Source organism: Humiphilus diazotrophicus, from assembly GCF_059726315.1.
The window spans coordinates 630,057-650,489 of the sequence record NZ_AP040870.1 but is presented as its reverse complement, the minus strand read 5'-3'; the positions used below and the strand labels follow the sequence as shown (position 1 = coordinate 650,489).

The window sequence follows — 20,433 nt, the reverse complement described above, 5'->3', positions numbered from 1 at the left end:
TTCTACCAGGTTTTCTTGATCTGAGTATCCACGGCGAAACCTCCATTTTGATCGCGCGTTGCGCTAACGGAGACGCGCGGTGTCACTTGGTACTGACCTGAGATGATTTGGTTTTGCGTGGAAGCCATATTCGAAGAAAATGTAACAAAGAGATTGCCGGTGACACGCTGCTGAATAGTGACGTTCGCTCCCGGAGGTCCTTGCTGTGTTCCGCTAGCAAGAATTGGATTGATCGATAGTTGTGAAATACCTGCAATCTTGGAAACGCGGCTGGTAATCTGGCTGCTCACCTGCGATGCTACTAGCGATTGTGCTGCCTGGTTTGCCGGTGTAGATGGATTTGCGCTGCTTGCCTCGGTGGTTTGGCCGAAGGCTAGCAAATTGATGATATCTGCTGCGGGCAGGGATGGATCCGACGAGTAGTTTGTGCGCAGCTGGTCAATCGGGCCATTGAAGCGTAGATAGATATTGTATTGCTGGATATTGGTATTCAGCGCCAGATTAACGACAGGTTGTGTTCGTGCCGGATTAACGAATTGAATGGTTCCTCCATTGAGCACGAATCGGTCACCGTGGAAGATAAGATCCCCATTGTTGAGGCTCACTCTTCCTAAAATTACTGGCTGAGCGGCAGTTCCGCGAACCTGCAAATTCGCCGTGCCATTAATGCTCAGGGTACGACTCACAAGATTGATGTTATTGGAGGAGTTCACTGCTACATTGAGCTGGACGTTCTGCGCGAATCCCTGGGAAGGCGGGGAAGCTACTCCTCCGGTGAACTGATTGATGAAGCTGGATAGATCGAAGGCCTGTGTAAAGGAAACATCGGCAAGATTGACCATTCCACCCAGGACAGCATTCTCGGTATTTCCTGTGAACCTGAGATCTGCGTTAAGGGTTTCGCGCATACCCTGCGGGTACAGCATGCGTATCCCTTTAGCAGACATGCCGAGGTCGAACTGCATGCTGGGGCGATAGATAACAGCACCGTGTGCTGTAACATCACCTCCACCAGCAATACCTTGAAATTTGCTGATATTTAGCCGGTCCTTTGTCAACGTCAGGACGCCGTTGGCGTGCTGCAGTCCTACCGGTAGATCTCCGTTTGCGAAGCTTGCGTCTACGATCTGAATCTGGCCTTCAATATTAGGATCTGCAGAGGCTCCATAAGAATTGATGTTGAAGCGCAATTGCCCTGAGCTTCTTATGTCGGGGTTGAACAGCTGTGCAAGATGCAAATTCACAGTTCCGAGCAGCAGCAACGACATGGAAGCATTGCTGCCGGCGGGAATCGATCCCTGGAATTGAAGGTCGGTATCTGTTCCGCGGATGGTTCCACGTTGTATGTTGATGACGCCGTCTTTGTAATCCGCTTGTATGGGATTTACGGAAGCCAACTGCACATCACTGCCATAGGCCATCTTTAGCACTGGAATGCGAATGTGCGCTTCCAATAGCTTCTTGTTCTTTAAGGGGCCATTCAGAGTAGCATGTATTTCTGTCTGCCCTGTAATGCTTGAGGCCTCTGTCGGAATATAGACGGCGGCTAAAGGTTGTAGGGGGATTGCCTGTGTATCGAGAACAGCTTCTGTTGGATAATCTCCTGTGAGATTTACCTTGGCATTTGCTCGAATGGATGTGTTTACGGCTTGAGACGTCAGGTTGGCCAATGCTACATGGTTGGCTACATTCAACTGTAGATTGAGGCCTGCGATTGTCTGCTTTTGCACTTCGAGCTGGGAACTCTGCAGTGAGGCACTGAGCTGCGGATTCTGAAATGTACCTTGACCTGTTGCCTGGAGATTCAATCCTCCACTTACATTCAAGTTCTTTGCTTTTATTGACTGGAGTTTTTCGATTCGGAAGTTGTTTGCTGCTACCTGCGCCACATAGGTTTTTTCCTGAGGGCGCACACTTACGTTGCTCTGCAAGCTTCCAGCGGGCAAAGACGCTGAGAAAGTTCCGTGCACCTCATCGCCAGTCCCGGAGAAATTTACCTGAATTGCTTGAATGGGCTCTTCGTAGATGCTGGCTCGAGTGACGGTGAGATTTCCTTGTCCAATTGGGTGTAATTCGGTGCCATGCATCTTGACGTTAGCGGAAAGTGTTCCGGCTATCGGAGCCTGTAGTCCCGCGATCTTTGCCAGATCTGCAACATTCAATTGAGAGGCATTCAAATCGACTTGGATAGGAGTGGAATTCGTGAGGGTCCACTTTTGAAGACCTGCACTTCCACTAAAGTTGATGTTGCCTTGGTCTGCGGGTTGAAGGCGGCCATTCCGCACACTGGCCAAAGAAGGGCTAAGCTCGATGTCTGTTTGCAGTGTCCGCCAGTCTGTTCCGCGTACGTGAAGATTCGTCGCAACAAGTTGCCCTGCTAGATGTGGGGCTGACGTCGAACCGCTGAGATTTCCATTGAAAGAGGCTGTACCTGCAAGATTAAGCGGCTGTCCGGGCTTGTTCGAGTCTTGCGTACGGAAGAGATTTGCAATGATCTCCATTTCATGGAGGTCATTGGTGTGGAAATGCAGGCTGAGATTAGAGTGCTTGCTCATTACTCCGTTCATCGTGAGATTGGATTGCGGCATGCGCAGGTAGCTCTGGTTTAGCGCAAATTGCTGCGATTTAGCCGAGTATTCACCATGAACTGCACTATCGAGTGGAATCGTCGTAAATCCCGCTCCGTCCTTCGCCGGACCTGAGAATTGACCGCCTATGGTAGCGTCTGTGCGGGCAATCATGTCTTTCAGTGTTTTTCCCCACTTTGCGTTTACCTGAAGATTGAGTCCTCCCGAGAGAGAAACATTTGGGGGAAGCGATGCTCTATACAGCATCCCTCGAACCGCAGCTAACGACACTCCCGATAGAGAAGCGTTGACCTCCGAATGTGAATCACCTGCGAGTGCATTCATCCTTGCTGTGGCTGTGAATTCTCCTCCCAGGAGTTTTGCTTTGAGCGATTGAATGGATGCATCTCCGTTGAGTAGAGAATATTGTGCCGAAATGTCGCTAATCTGGGCTTGTAACGATGGAGTCCGAAGGTCCAGCTTTTTGCTTATTAGTGTTCCATTCAAGGTGACGCCATCCAGCGCCGGATGGTTCGCGATTGCGTGGTAATGTGCGGAACCTACGATCCGAAGCAATCCCGTGGGAATGGATTTGTTCCCAAGAATATTCCGTAGATCGGCTCCATCCACTGTTGAGTCGAACTGGGCTTGCAGGGTGGGATCGTTATAGTTTGTTAAATCGGCAGCTATGGTCAGTTGGGAGTGGCCTGTTGTAAGTCTGGCTTGGGAAAGATGAAAGGTTGAGGGCGTGGCCTCGAAGTTTGCTTCAAGACCATGCTGGATTGTCTGATACAAGTTAGCTGTTAACCTTCCGTCTGAATAGCTGAGCCTTCCTGAATACTTTTCTGTGGGGACGTCGTAGGATGCTCGAAGTTCAACATCGTGGAGATCTGCATTCAATGGAGTCCGTTGGTCGTTGTAGCTGATCTCTCCATTTGTTAAGGCTGCATGGCGAATTCCCAGATCGAAGAGCGTCGTATTCTTGCCGCCTTCTCCGCTACTCTTGATCTTTGGAATATTGGAGTTGCCCTGTGCGTCCGTGAAGATGTTAACGGTTGGATGATCAATCTCAACATTACTGAGATACCACTTCCGGCTCAGTACGGAGATGATGCGGACACCTACAGTCGCATGCTGGAGTTGTAGTAATGGAGGATCGGGGTAGGGAGTTGCCCCATGAATGGTAAGACCATAAATATCCAAGCTGAGAGTCGATAGATGCAAGGCGAAGTTTTGGAGTTGAACTTGAGTTCCTAAGCGTTCACTTGCCTGCTTCTGAGCCTTATCTAGTGCATAGCGATGAAACCATGCGCTATTCAGCGTAATTGCCAACGCGATGATAATCAGGAGGACAAAGGTAGCCAGGCCCCCTGCGATCCATCCTGCAATTCGTAACCAGAGCAAATTGCGCTTGGGGCGGTTACGATTAGGGAACATCGTTACTCTCGAAGGTTTATTGGGCTCAGGAAGTGGTGCGGCGCTATTCACGGTATCCTCATTGAGAGATCGTTCTCGTTTTGTTGTGTACCGTTCATCGATAATCAGCAGCTTTTCGTATAAGGTCTTTTCTGGCTTCGGTCTGGAACCGTAGGAGCGGAGTGTCCTAGAATGCTTGACCGATGCTCAGGAAGTACTGGGTTGCTTTGACTCCGGTAACCGGATTCAGGTTGCGGCCAAGATCGATTCTGATTGGGCCGACAGGCGTGACATAGCGGAGTCCTATGCCCACGTTATTGCTGTAAAGAGAAGTAAAATCGTGAAATCCGATTCGGGAGAATACGTTACCGCCATCGTAAAAGGCTACTAGACCGAGTCCTTTTTTCAATGGCAATGGAATGCGAAATTCAGAATTGATGATCAACATTTCATTGCCACCGCTTGGGACATTAATCGTAGTGGCATTCGAGGCCGAGCATCCTGAGGACGCTCCATTATTGCAAATCGACACTCGTCTTTGCGGCCCGGCTCCATCGAGGGGAAATCCTCTAAGTGTATTGCCTCCCCCGGTAAAGAACCTTTCGCTAAGCGGAACCCTGTCTCCACCTAATGGTTGTGCCAGGCCAATGCGAACACTATTGGCCCAGACCGTGTCATGGAAGATCTTCTTGTAATAGGCCGTTTGTAAATTGAGCTTGGCAAAATCAGCGCTACCTCCCAACTTCGAGGACGAGATATCAAGTTCTGCACTCTCCAGTATTCCTTTATGAGCATCCAGGGCATTATCACGAGTGTCTCGTGTGAAGTTTGCGGCAACTGTAGAGAGTCGGACGTGACGATCTTCCGGAAGCACCAGGGATTCGATTTCTACTCGGGATAGATCTGTTTTGCTATAGCTGTAACGAAGAAAGAAGATATTCGTCTTCGATTGGTTAACGAAGCGTTGCAATTGGTAACTGCCAAGCGCTATCCGCGAGGAGAAGATTGGATTCTCTTCATTGCTTTCCCAGGAGGCTGCTGTTGTGGATGACCATTTGGTCCAGCGGAAGGTGGGATCGATATAGTAGGCCGCAACGCGTTGGTCAAGGCGTCCGGCAAATCCCGTGAAGGAGATGGTCTCTCCTTTTCCCCGAACATTATTTCGTGTGTATTGGAAGGTTCCTCTCGGTCCATAGAAAGTCTTCTGACTGGTTTTGAAGCTGGAGGGGAGACCGACTGGTGGAAGGTTGGGGAGTGCTATCGTACCGCTTGGAATGCTGCCACCACGATTAATTATTTCGAAGCCGAAGCCATAGGTGATCTGGTTCTTTTTGCCCTCATGAACCTTTACGAGAACGTCTTCATTATTTTGAGTTGTGATCTGTCTCTTGGGGTCGACTTCGGCCCAATCGAAGACTCCTGTGTGATCGTACAGCCTGCTTTCTGAGGCCAAGAGCTCCGTTTCTGTAAGAGGTTTCCGGGGCTGGATTGTTGCGATGTCCTCATTGATAAGCCTCTGCTGAGTGGTGTCGCGTCCCAGGGTTACTATGTCCTTGGTGTTTACCTGAGGTCCTTCGTAAATGTGATACACCACGTCAACCATGTGCGGATCTTCTTTGGAAGCGGCCTTTGCCGTTTCTCGGAAGCTTGCGGTAAGGTATCCGGCTTGCAGATAGCGAGCAATGATGTTGGCTCGATCGTTCTCAACAAGCTTTTGAGAATATCCGTGACCTTCGATCAGCTTAAGCCCTTGAGGCGCAAATCGCGCTTGAGGGAAGGTGTTTGCACCCTCGATCCTGAGTGAGTGGACAATATCTCGTGGCCCTTCATCGACTTTGAACGTCACTTGAATATTTCCGCCATTGTTTGTAACCGAAGGAGTTACTTTCGCACTGCTATAACCTTCGCTTTCATAAAGAGCTGTAAGGTTTTTGGTGCTTGTTCTGACAAACTCGTTACTGAACTTTCCCGGCGAGAAGAGGTGACCTTTTTGTACCGCTACGTGTGACATCAGATCATCGCTCTTGATATGCGTGTTTCCGCTGACACCTACGTCTGTAACCTTGTGTTTTTTTCCTTTAGCAATTTGATAGAGGATGGTGTCGACTGAACCTTGTTTTTGAAATTGTGAATCAACCTTTACATCGAAGTAGCCTTTTGCCTGGAAATAAGACACCAAAGCTTCGCGCCCCTCCTGCACAATCTCAGGATCTACACCAACCCCCTGATAGACAGGCAAGAGAGACTTCCGAGTCCAGCTCCAAAGATGAGCCCCTGTTACCTTGACGTGAATGGTCGGACCGGTATGTACATCGAAATGGATGTCAGCACGGTTGGTGTCGGCGTTGTACTCGGCCCCGGAAGGTTTTACTTGGGCTGCAAGCTTACCTTCTTTTTCAAGCTTCCGTTGCAGGTACCTGTTGGCATTATTAATTGTCTTGTGACGATAAGTTTTTCCCGGACGAATAGCGGCGCCTCGAGCACGCGCCATCAATCCGTGGAGACTATCGGACAGCTCCTGCGTCTCTTTCGATGTTGTGCCGGCGATCTGGACTTGGCCGAATTTTGCACGTTTATTCAGCGTTACGTGAAACAGCACATTTGCGACGCCATGTGCGGTATCGAGTTTTACTTCAGGGCTGACTTGTACTTGGAAATAGCCCTGCTGACGTAAAAAATTGGCCAGGCTATCGCAATCGCGCTGAAGCTCACCTTCGTTGAAAGGGGCCTCGGGTGGGTAGTTTGTAACCTGTACCAGGCGAGAATACGGATACTGCCCAGCGCCGGGGAACTCGAAGATTCCAAAATAAACGGCTGGCTGTAAAACAAGCAGCACCCGAACGCCATTGGCATCGGGTTGTATCTCTAATTGTATCTCTTTGAACTTTCCTGTGTTCTTGAGCGCTTCTACCGTTTGATCCACTTTCTCTTTGGAGAAGGGAGTTCCTGGTTTTTGAACAAAGAGAGGTGCGTATTGCGAGGACTGGAGATCGGGCCTTCCAGCAAGCTCGATTGAAACGACGTTTTGTCCCTCATAGGTTGCCATCACCTGCTGTGTCTGTGGTGCTGTTTTTGCTGGCTGGTCACTCTTCGGTGCAGGGTTCTGTGAATACAGGTTAGGGACGACTGCTACAAAGACGAGGTACAACGCAAGTGCTGCTCGATTTTTCATCGACTCTCTGGGAATTGCCTTCGTTCTGAATAAACTGAGGATGAATGGCCCGTACCGCAATGCTTTCATTGTCCTTTGAAGATAGTTTGATGCCGTAAGATGCTGAAGCTTGCGCGTCATAGTCAAAAATCATGCCTTCGAAGTCTTTGGCGTGGTTCCAGGTGTTCTAGTTGATCTGCAATTAAATTGCCCTGGTGGGTATACCGTAGGCAACCAAATCTCCGCTTGCAGGTGAGGCAGGGAAGTGCAACTGGTTTTGCGGGAGATTTTTCAGTGCTGACAGTGCTTAACAGGAACTCCGGCTCCGGTACGTAATGTCCGGAATGAAGCTTTCATCCCGAGAGCATTAGAGCACAACCCAGGAACTCTGGATAAATGTGCGAAGCGGATATTGTTACAGAGGCGAGAATTACATCAACGCTGCATTAGGATAGATCCTATGACAGCTCAGTCGATTGTTCTTGTTGATGCCTTTGCTGCTGCTCCATTTTCAGGTAATCCTGCTGGAGTTTGTCTGATGGAATCCTTCCCAGAAGAAAAATGGATGCAGTCGGTTGCTATTGAAATGAATCAGGCTGAAACCGCGTTTCTGGTGCCTGAAGAAGATGGATTCCGCCTGCGTTGGTTCACCCCAGGTGGGGAGGTAGATCTTTGTGGCCATGCAACCTTGGCCAGTGCGCATTATCTTTGGGCGTTGGGCCGGCTACCCAAAAATACAAAAGCAAGGTTCTATACGTTGAGTGGCCTGTTAACTGCGGAACTTGATGGTGAATGGATAGAGCTCAATTTCCCGGCTGAACCTGTGGTTCCCGTAGAGGACGCGGAAGAGTTTGAGCGGATACTAGGCGTTCGACCTCTGTTTGTAGGAAAGAATCGTCTGGATTATTTGGTAGAGCTGCCGTCCGAAGATGAGGTGCGTGGCATGCAACCTGATTTTCTGCAAATAGCAAAGTTGCAGTCTCGCGGTCTTATTATTACTGCAAAAGGGAAGGACCCTGCAGATATTGTTTCCCGCTGTTTCTTTCCTCGTCTGAATGTCAATGAGGATCCAGTGACAGGTTCGTCTCACTGCGGTCTGGCTCCATATTGGAATGCGAAATTAGGAGATCGCGAACTGCTGGCCTACCAAGCATCGCGACGGGGCGGATGGCTTCGTATCCGGCAGGTAGGTGACAGGGTATTGCTTCGCGGTCAGGCTGTGACAACTATGCGTGGAGAAATCTGTATCTGCTGACGCTTTCAGCCTGGAGTGCCGGGTTTCGCCGGAGGCGATCATTTTCTGGAGGCTGGCCCTGAGTACAAAGCTGAATTCTGCTTCAGTTGGCGCTCTATGTTCACACAGCTACTTTCAAGATGGGCTTAACCTCAATTCCTAAAATTTCGGCATAAGCGACGTAGATTTATCGTTCTACAACGGTATTCTGGTATTCAAAGATCAGAGCGGGACTGGAGCAGTCATACTCCTGCCTGCTCCGGTTGCCGATAGGTTCACGGCTATGAACGCCTGCCCTGAACCTGTTTGGACAGAGTCCCCCGGATCGTCGATTTATTGGGCATTACGAGGTCCAAGCACGAACTTGGCTCTCTTTCTCAGCAAGGAAGTTGTGTTAGTACGGAAAGTCGCCTTTTCTGCAATTCTTCTGTCGGCCTGCGCGGCGGGATTCTCGCGTAGCTACTCTCCTCTGCCAGACAGCGTGAGATCTGGAAATCCATCGAAGCTACATTCTTCAACGCAGCCTGGAGATTTGTTGGCCAAGCTCGCTGATTTTAACTTTGACATCATGGGCGTGAAGCAGGGGCTTCCCCATGATTCCGTCTATGGAGTTGCTCAGGATCGGGAGGGCTTCCTTTGGATCGGCACTTTTGGTGGCTTATCTCGTTTTGATGGTTACCAGCTGCAGACCTATCTGCATAACCCCAAGGATCCGAACTCCTTACCTGACAATAATATCCGGCTATTGATGCCGAAGACCGATGGTGGACTATGGATTGCCACAGGGAATGCTGGCGTCATCTCTTATGATTCGGAGACGGACAGCTTTCATCCTTTGCCCAAGCTTCCGGCATCTTTGCGCCGCAGCCATGTCTTCTGTATGACGAGTGATGGCGGCGATGGAATCTGGTTCGGTTCTCCATTGGGCCTAGTACACTACGACCCTCGAAAACAGCAATACCAGATATTCGGGAAAGCAGCTGGGCATGCAAATCCCGCCGACTTTAACTTGGGGAGCGTCTTTTCCGTATTCATCGATAGTAAGGGGAGTCTCTGGGTGGGAGGGGACAGAGGTCTGCTGGTTCGTCAGGCAAACCAAAAGAACTTTCAACCAGTCCTGGGCCTCAATGGGGCAAATCAGATCGGAGAAGCCCCTCCGGTTTGGACCGTTTTTGAAGATAGAGAACATCGCATTTGGGTTGGCACGGATACATCGGGTCTGGGATTGTTCAATCCTGTGACCCATCGTGTTGAGGGTGTTCCAGGTTTGGCTGGTCCCGACTCTTTGATCGGAGAACACACAGTCAGAGGCATTGTTGAGGTTAAACCTGGCAAGTTCTGGATTGCTACCTATGGAAATGGTCTTGTTACCTTCGACGCAAACACTGGTGAGAGTACACGGCATCTTCGCGATTTGACCTCAGCTGCACCGCTCAGCAACAACTTCATCCGCGGAATCTATATGGACCACCAGGGCCTGGTTTGGCTTGGAACAGACCGTGGACTCTCTCGTATCAATGCCAAGGCGGAGGGTTTGCTTAGCATTCATACCTCGCCTCTTCGTGCCTCGGGGCTCTTTGGCAGCGAGGTAAGAAGTGTCACGTCCTATGACGATCGCATTTGGGTTGGTTTCGACAAGGGAGAGTTTGGCGTCATAGAGAAAGATGGTCAGACTCGTAAGATCGAACCCTCTCCCGGGCTAGGGAAAGAACAGCTATCGCAACGTGAGGTTCTTGCAATTAAGGCAGCGGGTAAAGATGAAGTCTATGCCGGAGGCGTGGGCCTATATCGGATTGATACAAGGCGATTGACGTATCGTCCTGTACCGAATGCTCTTTTGCAGAAGCAGGTTATCAATGCGCTCCTTGTAGATGGAGACGATATATGGGCGGCCACCTATAACGGCTTGATTTGCTACAACCGTGTATCTCACCAGGCACGCCTTTTTGCTCACGATGTAAATGATCCCGCCAGCTTGGCTGACAATTATGTCCGCGATTTGCTCAAAGCTTCCGATGGCCGTCTCTGGATCACTACTCGCCTCGGGCTCGATTGGTTTAATCCGGCGACCGGTAAGTTTGGGCATGTGGTTCACGACGAAAAGGATCCTGAATCAATTCCGAACGATAATATCCAGCCGATTGTGGAAGACGCAAAAGGGCATCTTTGGATCGGGACAATTGGAAACGGGCTTACAGTGTTGTGGTCCTGGCGTAAGGATGGGAAGCCAAGCTTCCGAACTTTGAGTCGACAAGGCGGATTTCCCGATGACATCGTCTTAACTACGATGAAGGGGGCTGACGGACGCATCTGGAGCAATACTCCGAGCGGCCTAGCTGTTATTAATCCCGAAAATCTTAGCTTTCAGACCTTCACTGCTGCCGATGGAGTGCGGACAACAGCTCAGAATCTTTTTAGTTCGGCAACCTTGCGGGACGGAACGATTCTCTTTCCGGGGGATGAAGGATTGATGATTGTTCGTCCTGAGTTGCTGAAGAAAAATGCCCCCTCGGCTCCTTTGGTGCTGACGGAAATAGCTGTTCCCGGTAGCTCGCTATCGCCTGTTGCGAACGCATACCGATCCTTACGTGGAGGATTGACTCTGTATCCAGGGAAGAGAGCCTTCGAAGCTGGATTCTCCCTGCTCGATTATGGCGCCTCTGAATTGACCCGCTATCGATATCGTCTGGAAGGCTTCGATAAAGACTGGTCCACGCTCGGTGTTGAAAAGCATTCGGCCACCTATACCAATTTACGTCCAGGGAGATACGTTTTGTACGTCGAAGCTCAGAGCCGGAGCGGGAATATGTTGCCGGTCAAAATGAGCCTTCCCCTCACAGTTCCGGAAGCCTGGTATGAGACATATTGGTTCTTCTCGTTTATCGCTTTGGCTGGCGTCGTATCTGTTCTGATGATTGTGCGAGTACGGACTGCAGTCCTACGCAAGAGGGAAGCGAAGCTGGAAGAAGAGGTCGCTCTCCGCACGGGAGAACTGCTTCGGGCAAATGAGCAGCTCTCCATTCTGGCTACCCAGGATGCATTGACCGGAATTCTGAATCGCCGATGCTTTATGGAGCGAGCCGAGGAGGAAATAACAAGGATCAGACGCTTCTCCTCGCGATTTACCGTTCTACTGATCGATGTGGACCGCTTCAAGAGTATCAACGATACTTATGGACACGCAGCTGGCGATATTGTTCTGTGCTCGCTTGCGCAGCTATTGAAGGATCACTCGAGAGCTACCGATTTTGTTGCACGTTATGGCGGTGAAGAGTTTGTTGTGCTGTTGACTGAAACACGTCTGCAAGATGGAACCGTCTTGGCGGAGAGACTCTGCAAAACAGTTGCCGATCACTCAATCCCATTTCAGAATCGACAGCTTCACGTGACGGTTAGCATTGGAGCAGCTGAGAATGACGGTAGCGAGGAGATTAATCGGACCTTGCAGCGTGCAGATGAGGCTCTTTATCAGGCCAAGAACGAAGGCAGGAATCGGGTCGTTACCGCACGAGTTTCAGAACATGTCTCCCCTGTGGAGCTATAGCCGGTTTCTCAAGCCTGAATAGTATGGAATACGGGTAGCTAATAGGATCTTCCAGACCCGTTTTCAGTAGAGAAGATATGGACGAATTGACTTAATCCAATCGGAACAATCCAACAACTGCGGAAGGTTATTGCGTAATTCTTCAAGGGAAAGCTGAAAGAGCTCTTCTGCCTTCGGGATACCTAATAGTTTGTCCAGGTGCCCCTCTCCAGAGGGATTCACATGTGTGATATATCGCGACCATCGGAAGTATTTAGGATATAGATCTTTTACGCGACGAATCGTAAGTAGTGCGCTATATACAGGATGAAATTTCTCCCGGTCAGTAACGTGGGCCATAATGCCATGACATTGCTGTTGCCGGTATGGGCCGCTTGCAGGCGTAAAGTCTACTGCCCGGAATCGGACACCCGGGATGTCGAGGTCGTTACAGGCCTTTGTTAGATTCAGTGCATCTATCCATGGAGCTCCAGCGATGCGAAACGGAGTCGCTGTACTTCGTCCTTCGCTGAGGTTTGTTGCTTCCATCAGTCCGAGTCCAGGATAGAGCAGCGCTGCTTCTGCATCGACCATGGCCGGTGATGTAGGAACAAAAGAGGCTGCCCAGTCTGAATGGTAAACAGATCGTTGCCAGCCTTCGACGGGAATGACTTTCAGTTGAAGATCAGGGAATCGGGTTTGTTGCCAGAATGTTGCCAATTCTCCGATGGTGCAGGAGTGCCGGAGAGGGATGCTCCATCTTCCGATAAAGGAAGAGCATCGTGTCTCGTCCAAAAGGGGCCCCTCAGCCAAGTCTAGGTCTCCGGAAATGGGGTTAGGGCGATCAAGAACTAGCAGCTCCTTGCCTGATTCCTGACATGCCTCCATGACATATGTGAGTGTCCATAGGTAGGTGTAGAAGCGACATCCGATATCCGGAAGGTCAAAAAGAAGGGCTTCGATATCTGCAAGCTGATGAGGATCTGGTTTGAGCCTCGCTCCGTAGAGGCTGATCACGGGTAGGTTTGTCAGTGGATCAAGCTGATCTTTCATTTCACAGCCATCGGCACCATTGGAGAGTACCCCGTGTTCCGGTGAGAACAATCGAATCAGTTTGTAGCCGGTTCTGAGCAATGCCACTCTGGTCGGATCATAACCCGAGGTTAGCGAAGCATGATTGGTGACAAGTGCGAGACGTCTGTCCCTGTAAGTTCCTCCGGACCTGAGAAAGCAGTCAACGCCGAGCTTTATCCCTTGCACTAGCCCCTATCTCCTTCTGGCATGAATACTAATTCATCTACTTGCAGAAGTTGTATATACATGTACTGTTTTTCGATCTAATTTGTACTCTGCTTTGTACCAGCCTACGGAACCAATCGTCTTTTGCCGTCGTATCTTAAGAAAAAAATCTGAGAGGATCTTGGTTTCGCGTGTGCATTTTTGTGACCATTTCCCGATGGCCAATTTTGAGCGAAATTTGCATATCCGCTATAGAGCGGATATGAATACCAATATTTTTTGATTGAAAATATCCATTATTTTGCAGCCAATTTATCACAGGAAATCGTGATCTGATTTTTTAACTTGACCTTCACATTTTTTAAGTGCTATATAGCGCTAACGATTGCTTGTAGATAAAAGTAACAGCATTAGGCTCTATAGACCGGCAATCGGAACTGACGAAAGGCGATCAAAGCTGATGTTCAAACCGCAATTCCAGGTGGTGGGCTTCAGAAGTGATGCAGTTCAAGAGGTCTTATCACGATGTACTTCGGGAGCCGAATCCAGTTTTGCGGGGGTTCACTTTGATGGTCTGATTGGGAGGGTACAGCGGATGAAACTCTGTCGAACTGCGGTAGTCGTAGTTCTTCTGCTTGGTAGCGTTTTGAGTCTCGCGCAAACAGTGACTGGTACTTTAGGGGGGCGCGTTACCGATTCAAGTGGTGCGGTTATCACGAATGCGGTAATTTCGGCCCGGAACTTGGACACCGGCCTTGTACGCGAAACAAAGACGAATGCCGAGGGATACTACACGCTACCATTTATCCCCATCGGTACGTATGAACTCACTTCTTCTCAACAGGGATTCAAAGTCATGAAGCAAACGGGGGTTGTTGTTACCTTGAACAACACCACCGTTATCGACATGAAGCTCGAACCTGCGACTGTTGCAGAGGTGATTTCCGTAACTGCGGAAACTCCCCAGGTGGATACCACCAGTGGGGAAATAAAAACTACACTGGGTACGCTCGCGATTGAAGAGCGGCCACTTCCTACCCGTAACATCCTGACCCTCGCCGAGACCGTACCTGGATACCAGGACAACGCGGTTTCCGGTCAGAATAACCCCACCCTTTCATCCGGTAGTTCTGCGAACTTCAATGGTGTTGGCACCCGTGGAACGACCTTCCAGATTGACGGCGTAAACAACGACGACTATTCGGAAAACCAGAATCGTCAGAACGTAAACATCAACACAATTGCAGAAGTTCAAGTCTTGACCAATAACTTTTCGGCCGAATTCGGTCGTGGTTATGGCGCGGTAATGCTGGTCCAGACGAAACAAGGAACCAATAAGTATCACGGTAGTATTTTTGGTTACGAGATCAACAGCCCCTGGGGATTCGCCAATAGCTACTATGGCAATCATGCAGGCACTAAGCTCTCTAGCTGGAGAAGACACGATTTTGGCGGTACAGTTGGTGGTCCAATCAAAACGGATAAGCTGTTCTTCTTCGGCAGCTATGAAGGTGTCCGTAATGGTGGCGCCCGCTCCAGTACCTACTCTGTACTGTTGCCAAGTGAACGTACGCCAAATAGTACTGTTACGAATGCAGCAGATCAGGATTTCATCAAAAGCATTATTAGTCGGTTTCCCGGGGTAACGCCCAACACTCCAAATCTGTGCCCGACTGCCACCAGCATTGTTGGGCCAATCGACAAGAAGACATATTCAAAAACGGCGCCCTGTCGTGTATACACGATGCCGATCAAATACAGCTATCCCAGTGAAGATGTGAGTGCTCGAATCGATTGGAACGCGAGTACGAAGAATACTCTCACCTCACGTTATCAATGGAGTAAACAGGAAACAAATCCGGGAAGTGACTGGATTAAAGGTCAAGCTGTCGGCTACAACAATATACAGCAGAATTTGGGAATAACGCTCACCCATATCTATAGTGATGTTCAGGTGGGTGAAGCGCGTTTAGCAATCGGCCGCCGAGAAACACAGGCGAACATTCTTGCTGGAAATAGTACCCCGATATTCCGCTTTGGCGGCTCGTATGGGTCCATCATAGGGAATGCCGGAAATTATCCGATTCTTCGTTATCAAACGGATTGGCAATTTGTTTATAACCACCGCTATGGAATCACCAATAAACTAACACTGCGGATGGGTACGGATATTCGGCCCTCACAACTGAATGATTTCTCCGACAACTACACTCGTGGATACTGGTCGATGGGAAGCACTGGTTGGGTGCAAACGGCTGCCGGAGACAATTTTGAATACCACGATGGTTACTATAACTTTCTACGTGGAATCATGACAGGCGGCTCATTTTCGAAAGGATATGGCCCGGCTCGCCTCGGCAATCGTATCAAGGAATATAACTTCTATTTCCAGGCTGATTACAAGCTGTCTCCGAGTATGACCCTCAATGTTGGTTTGCGTGACGAGTATGTTCGCTCTCCACGCGAAGTCAATCACCTAATCGATTATGGTTATGGCGATACCAACGACTTTAATCCAAGGATCGGATTTGCTTACAGTCCTCAATGGGATAAAGGCTTTCTTTCTAAATTGTCTGGAGGTCCTGGCCATTCGGTTGTGCGTGGCGGTTTCGGTCTCTTCGCTGGACGTTGGTTCCAGTCTGCTTTCTCTCAGGGAGGCGCCAGCATTCGTTTCAACCCGCCCAATGCAGGCTATATCGGGTTTACCATGGCTGATTCAACGAGCATCGCTGATCCAACCGGCGGATATGTATTTACGCCAGGAGAAGCCCCTGCTCGTGTGAGCGTGGTTAAGGTCGATCCCAATCTGACTCTTCCTTATAGTGAACAGTGGAACCTGACGATAGAACGGCAACTGCCTTCTAATATGGGCTTAAGCGTTGCCTATGTTGGAAATCGTGGCATTGGTTTGCCCTTCTATGATATTACCAATCGTGCTCAGTTCCCATTTACTGCTCCTCCATATGCCGAATGGTCTACTGCAGATAAGGCAAACGGTACGGCTGCAAAGTGGCAAGGTGTGACGTTTGATTGTGTAGACCCCAACCTTGCTAGCAGTTCACCTATTGTCAAGAATGGACATCAGTGCATATCGATTAATCAACCATATACAAACTACAGGCGTCCGATTGCCAAATATGGTGCTGTTAATGAGATACGAAATGCTTCCTGGTCGTACTTCCATTCAGCTCAGGTCATGTTGACAAAGAAGCCCACACATGGAGTTAATTTCCAGGCATCCTATACTCTCTCTAAGGCGCTGGATACCGGATCGGAATTAACTACTACAGGTAACGATACCAACGTACCCTATGTTCAGGGCGATAATGCACGTGTTATGAGAGGGTACTCGTTGTTTGATGCCCGTCATCGTTTCACCATTTACTACGGATATGAGTTACCATTTTTTGCTCGTCAGCAAGGAGTTGTAGGCCGACTCCTTGGTGGATGGTCGTTATCTGGTACAACTCTGTGGGGGACGGGCAGTCCTTTTTCGATTACTGCCGGTTATGATCTAAACGCAGATGGTGTGAACAATGACTTGGCGAATGTTGTCGATCCATCTATTTACGGCAAGGCTATTGATAATGGTCACTATAAGCCAGGGACAAATTACACTTATTCGATGTTTCAGGTAAATAGTGCCGCACTTTTCCCAAACAATAGCCTAACCCTTTCAGATCCTAATATGGTTGCTGCATTTAAGCCTGGCATTACCAACCGTGGCAATCAGTACCGTAATGCTTTCCGCTCGGCAGGTCGCAGCAGCTTTGACTGGTCCATCGTAAAAAAGGTACGGGTTCATGAGGGCCATGCGATGAGCATGCGCTTGGACATCTATAACCTGTTGAATCATCCTCAATTCGATCTCCCAAATCGCTCAGCTACATCCGCTGATTTCGGGCGTATCAGTGCACAACGCGATAATCGCGGGTACTTTACCGATGGTTTTGGTGGTGCCCGGTTCCTTCAAGGAGCTGTGCAGTATCAGTTCTAACGAGATGATGTTGCGGTAGCTATCCATCTGGGCATGCTTCGGCATGCCCACTTTTTTTAAGGGGCTTACGATGATTCGGTGGATGCGAAAGCGGGGGCTCTGGAGATTTCATATGTAGAGGTCATAAGAAACTCGCTGGCAGGATTCTTGATGAATTTTCGAGCGAAGAGATGATAGATGTAAGGGATATAGCAGGGATGCCGAAATAAGATCCATATGGGCATGCCAAAAATGATGAAATATCGAAAGCTTGAAATTGTCGGAGATATTGCAGTATCTGCAGCCGAAGGGATTGACTTTACAGAGAGAAGGGGAACCCGACCTTCAGGAGGGAAGCGAGTTAGAGTTAAGATTCTCTCTTGAAATGCATGGGGTGATATACGGAAGTTTCGATGCCGGTACCACAGCCTGCACTTTAATGCAATAGCACAACTACGGATGGGAAAGCATCTTCTTGTCCCCCCCCTTTGCTTGCTCAGTCTCTCTTTGCGGCGAAGAGGGGGCATCCGAATTCTTTTCTACTGCGGGCTATCTTTGCTCGGGTTATTTGTCGGAAACAGCAGCGGACAACGGTGCATCTATATCTTTTCCCGCTACGGCGTTCTTGCTATCAGGAAGCAAAAAGCTGCTGAGATACCCAACAACGAACGTGAGTATAGATCCAAGAACGACATACCAGGTGAAAGGTATTTTTGTCCATTGCCAGATAATGACGTTTCCCGTGAATCCGCAAAGCATTCCAAGCATTGCTCCCCGTTCGGTAGCGCGTTTCGTTAATACTCCGAGAAGGAATGCGCCGAGCAGTGCTCCATAAGCGACAGAACTGATCGAGAGTCCCATCTCAACCACCTTTCCTCCTCTGCGCGACAGAATGGCCAAGGCGAACAACACGAGACCCCACACGAGCGTTGCGATCCGTGATAGGAAGACTTTGTGCCGCTCAGTCGAGTTGGGGCGCATTTTGGCATAAAAGTCCAGAATCGATGTCGAGGATAGGGAGTTAAGCGCAGCACTCAGGTTTGACATAGCTGCGGCAAGAATCGCCGCAATTAGGATACCGCTTACTCCGTGCGGCATACACGTGACCACGAAGGTGGGAAAGATGGTATCGGTGCGAACAAAAGGTGTAGTAGGAGGGAATAGTTTGTAGAAGGCGAAGATCATGGCCCCCGCCATCAGAAACAATGCAAACTGGAAAAGGACTGCCACTCCGCTGCAAAGCAGCGCTAGTTTCGATTGGCGCAGATTTTTCGCTGCCAACAGACGCTGCACAATCAGCTGATCTGTGCCGTGACTGGCTGTTGTCAGGAAGGTGCCGCCAATCAGTCCGGACCAGAAGGTATAGGTTTTATAAAAGTTCCAGGAAAAGTCAAAGAGGTGGAACTTGCCTGCATTGCTGGCGATTGAGTGTACGGTCGGCCACCCTCCGGGAACCAGGTGCAGGATAGTGAAGAAGCCAACGAGTGTTCCGGCGATGTAGATAAAGGTCTGCACCACATCGGTCCAGATCACCGCGGCCATTCCTCCCTCGAAGGTGTAGATGAGAGTCAGGAATACGACAATTGCAATAGCCGTGAGGTCGCGTGCAAAATCGCTTAGGCCAGAAAGCATGCCTGAGAGTGCTATCCCTACGACAATAGCAACAGCAAATATACGAACGCCCTCGGCTGCCGCGCGTGTAACGAGAAACAGCCCGGCAGTCAAGGAGCGCAGTCTGGGGCCGAAGCGGCGTTCAATCAGCTGATACGCGGTAAACAGATCGCCGCGGAAGTAATGGGGGAGGAGAATAAAGCTAATGACGACACGGCCTATCAGATATCCAAAGACAAGCTGTAGAAATCCAAAGTCTTTGTCATAGGCCACACCGGGGATGCTGATGATCGTGAGTGTACTGGTTTCTGCTGCGAGAATCGATAGAGAGATTGCCCACCAGGGGATGGTCTTGTCGGCCAGGAAGTAGTCCTTGAGAGAGCGCTCTTTCTGGCGAAAATGCAGACCGAATAACGTGATGCCGACTAGATATATTGCGATAATCACGAAATCAACTGCGTTCAACCCCATCCCGGTAACTCCTCCCTCTAGCGGAACCTGCGAAGATGTAATACGTGACGCTCGGCCCGGTATAAACCGAAACCATAAGCAATAGGTCGACCCTGGACTGAATACGAGATCTGACGGATTCTCAAAACCGGTTGCCCGACCTCGACGCCCAAGAGCTGTGCTGTCTGTTCATCGGCGGCGGTGGCATCCACCTCGCCATCTGCATATGCGATCTGTACATCAAAATCCTGTTCCAGAATGCGAAAGAGAGAGCCGCGTTCCAGTTCTTTTTTCTTCTTCTTCAAGCCTGCAAACTCTTCGGCCGGAAGATATGTCGTTTGGATTGTGAAGGGCTCATCGGCTCCAATACGCAAACGATCAATCTTTAGGAGAGGTGCTGCCGCTGGAAGGCGCAGGCGGGCGGCAATCTCTTTATCCCCGTCAATTGTCACAATGGAAAGTACCCGCGACTTTACGGAGAGGCCCCGCTCGGCCATTTGCTCACTAAAGCTGTTGAGCTTGTTAAAGTGAACCTTGGGGGGAGCAACGAAGGTCCCTATTCCGCTACGCCTTTCAACGACACCTTCGCGTTCTAACGCTGAAAGAGCTTGGCGAGCTGTCATGAGACTTACGCCGTGGAGCTTGGCCAGTACTCTTTCCGACTCGACCGGATCGCCGCATTTCAGCTTTCCGGCTCGAATACGTTCGACGATCAGCTCCTGGATCTTTTTATAGGCAGGTTTCTTTTCACTATCCTGACGGGGTTGCGCCATGTGACATTCCTAATCAATCGTACTGAAACCCGGTTTGCGCCGATTTATTTATCTTCTTCGGAATCCTGTCCGTCTTTGTGCTTACGTATGGTGCTATATAGCGCATGGAAACGCAAGCATTTTCGACAGAAAGTCGTTCTTTCTGGAAATATCGGCTTCTTGAGGGGATAAAAGAGGAGAACTTCTGAAAATAGTGCTTTTTGCTTGACCCTGGTCTTTTTGTGGTGCTATATAGCGCTAAACGCATTGAGTGCGTTTTTTGTTGCGGAGAGCGCGAGGCTGTCATAAGAAGCTCGGAATGGCTTCGCTCTTCGTTTTTGCTGTTTACTTCGAATTTGTGTCGCTTCTCTACCTGCTTCTCCCGGTAACGAGACCGATATCTGAATTCGACGGCTATCTCTATGGTCTCATCCTCTTAAGGATAAGACATGTAGGCACTCTTCATATAGCAAATACGCATTCTTCGGTCTCGGTTTGTGTTGCTTTACCTCTG

General features: G+C 49.6%; 8 protein-coding genes. 3 read left to right on the top strand and 5 right to left on the bottom strand.

Annotated elements, in window-relative coordinates:
* Positions 1-2 precede the first annotated feature (2 nt).
* Together AC6I7T_RS04320 and AC6I7T_RS04315 are read right to left on the bottom strand one after the other, a co-directional pair.
* Positions 3-4,055, bottom strand: coding sequence for a translocation/assembly module TamB domain-containing protein (locus tag AC6I7T_RS04320; protein ID WP_497792081.1), 4,053 nt, complete (start codon positions 4,053-4,055; stop codon positions 3-5).
* A gap of 115 nt (positions 4,056-4,170) precedes the next feature.
* On the bottom strand, positions 4,171-7,155 hold the full coding sequence (locus AC6I7T_RS04315) for a BamA/OMP85 family outer membrane protein (protein WP_497792080.1): 2,985 nt from the start codon (positions 7,153-7,155) through the stop codon (positions 4,171-4,173).
* 439 nt (positions 7,156-7,594) lie between these two features.
* Here AC6I7T_RS04315 and AC6I7T_RS04310 point away from each other — a divergent pair, with 439 nt between their 5' ends.
* Together AC6I7T_RS04310 and AC6I7T_RS04305 are read left to right on the top strand one after the other, a co-directional pair.
* On the top strand, positions 7,595-8,389 hold the full coding sequence (locus AC6I7T_RS04310) for a PhzF family phenazine biosynthesis protein (protein ID WP_497792079.1): 795 nt from the start codon (positions 7,595-7,597) through the stop codon (positions 8,387-8,389).
* Between the two features lie 514 nt (positions 8,390-8,903).
* Positions 8,904-11,912, top strand: coding sequence for a diguanylate cyclase (locus AC6I7T_RS04305; protein WP_497792078.1), 3,009 nt, complete (start codon positions 8,904-8,906; stop codon positions 11,910-11,912).
* Between the two features lie 63 nt (positions 11,913-11,975).
* On the opposite strand, the gene AC6I7T_RS04300 is transcribed toward AC6I7T_RS04305, so the two are convergent.
* Positions 11,976-13,151, bottom strand: coding sequence for an exo-beta-N-acetylmuramidase NamZ family protein (locus AC6I7T_RS04300; protein ID WP_497792077.1), 1,176 nt, complete (start codon positions 13,149-13,151; stop codon positions 11,976-11,978).
* A 574-nt stretch (positions 13,152-13,725) separates the two neighbouring features.
* Between AC6I7T_RS04300 and AC6I7T_RS04295 the strand changes: the two genes are divergently transcribed.
* Complete coding sequence (locus AC6I7T_RS04295; protein WP_497792076.1) at positions 13,726-17,127, top strand: TonB-dependent receptor; 3,402 nt, start codon at positions 13,726-13,728, stop codon at positions 17,125-17,127.
* A 543-nt stretch (positions 17,128-17,670) separates the two neighbouring features.
* Here AC6I7T_RS04295 and AC6I7T_RS04290 read toward each other — a convergent pair.
* Complete coding sequence (locus AC6I7T_RS04290; RefSeq protein ID WP_497792075.1) at positions 17,671-19,188, bottom strand: sodium:solute symporter; 1,518 nt, start codon at positions 19,186-19,188, stop codon at positions 17,671-17,673.
* 17 nt (positions 19,189-19,205) lie between these two features.
* The gene (locus AC6I7T_RS04285) at positions 19,206-19,940 is read right to left on the bottom strand and encodes a GntR family transcriptional regulator (protein WP_497792074.1); all 735 of its coding nucleotides are present in this window, start codon (positions 19,938-19,940) and stop codon (positions 19,206-19,208) included.
* Positions 19,941-20,433: the final 493 nt, after the last annotated feature.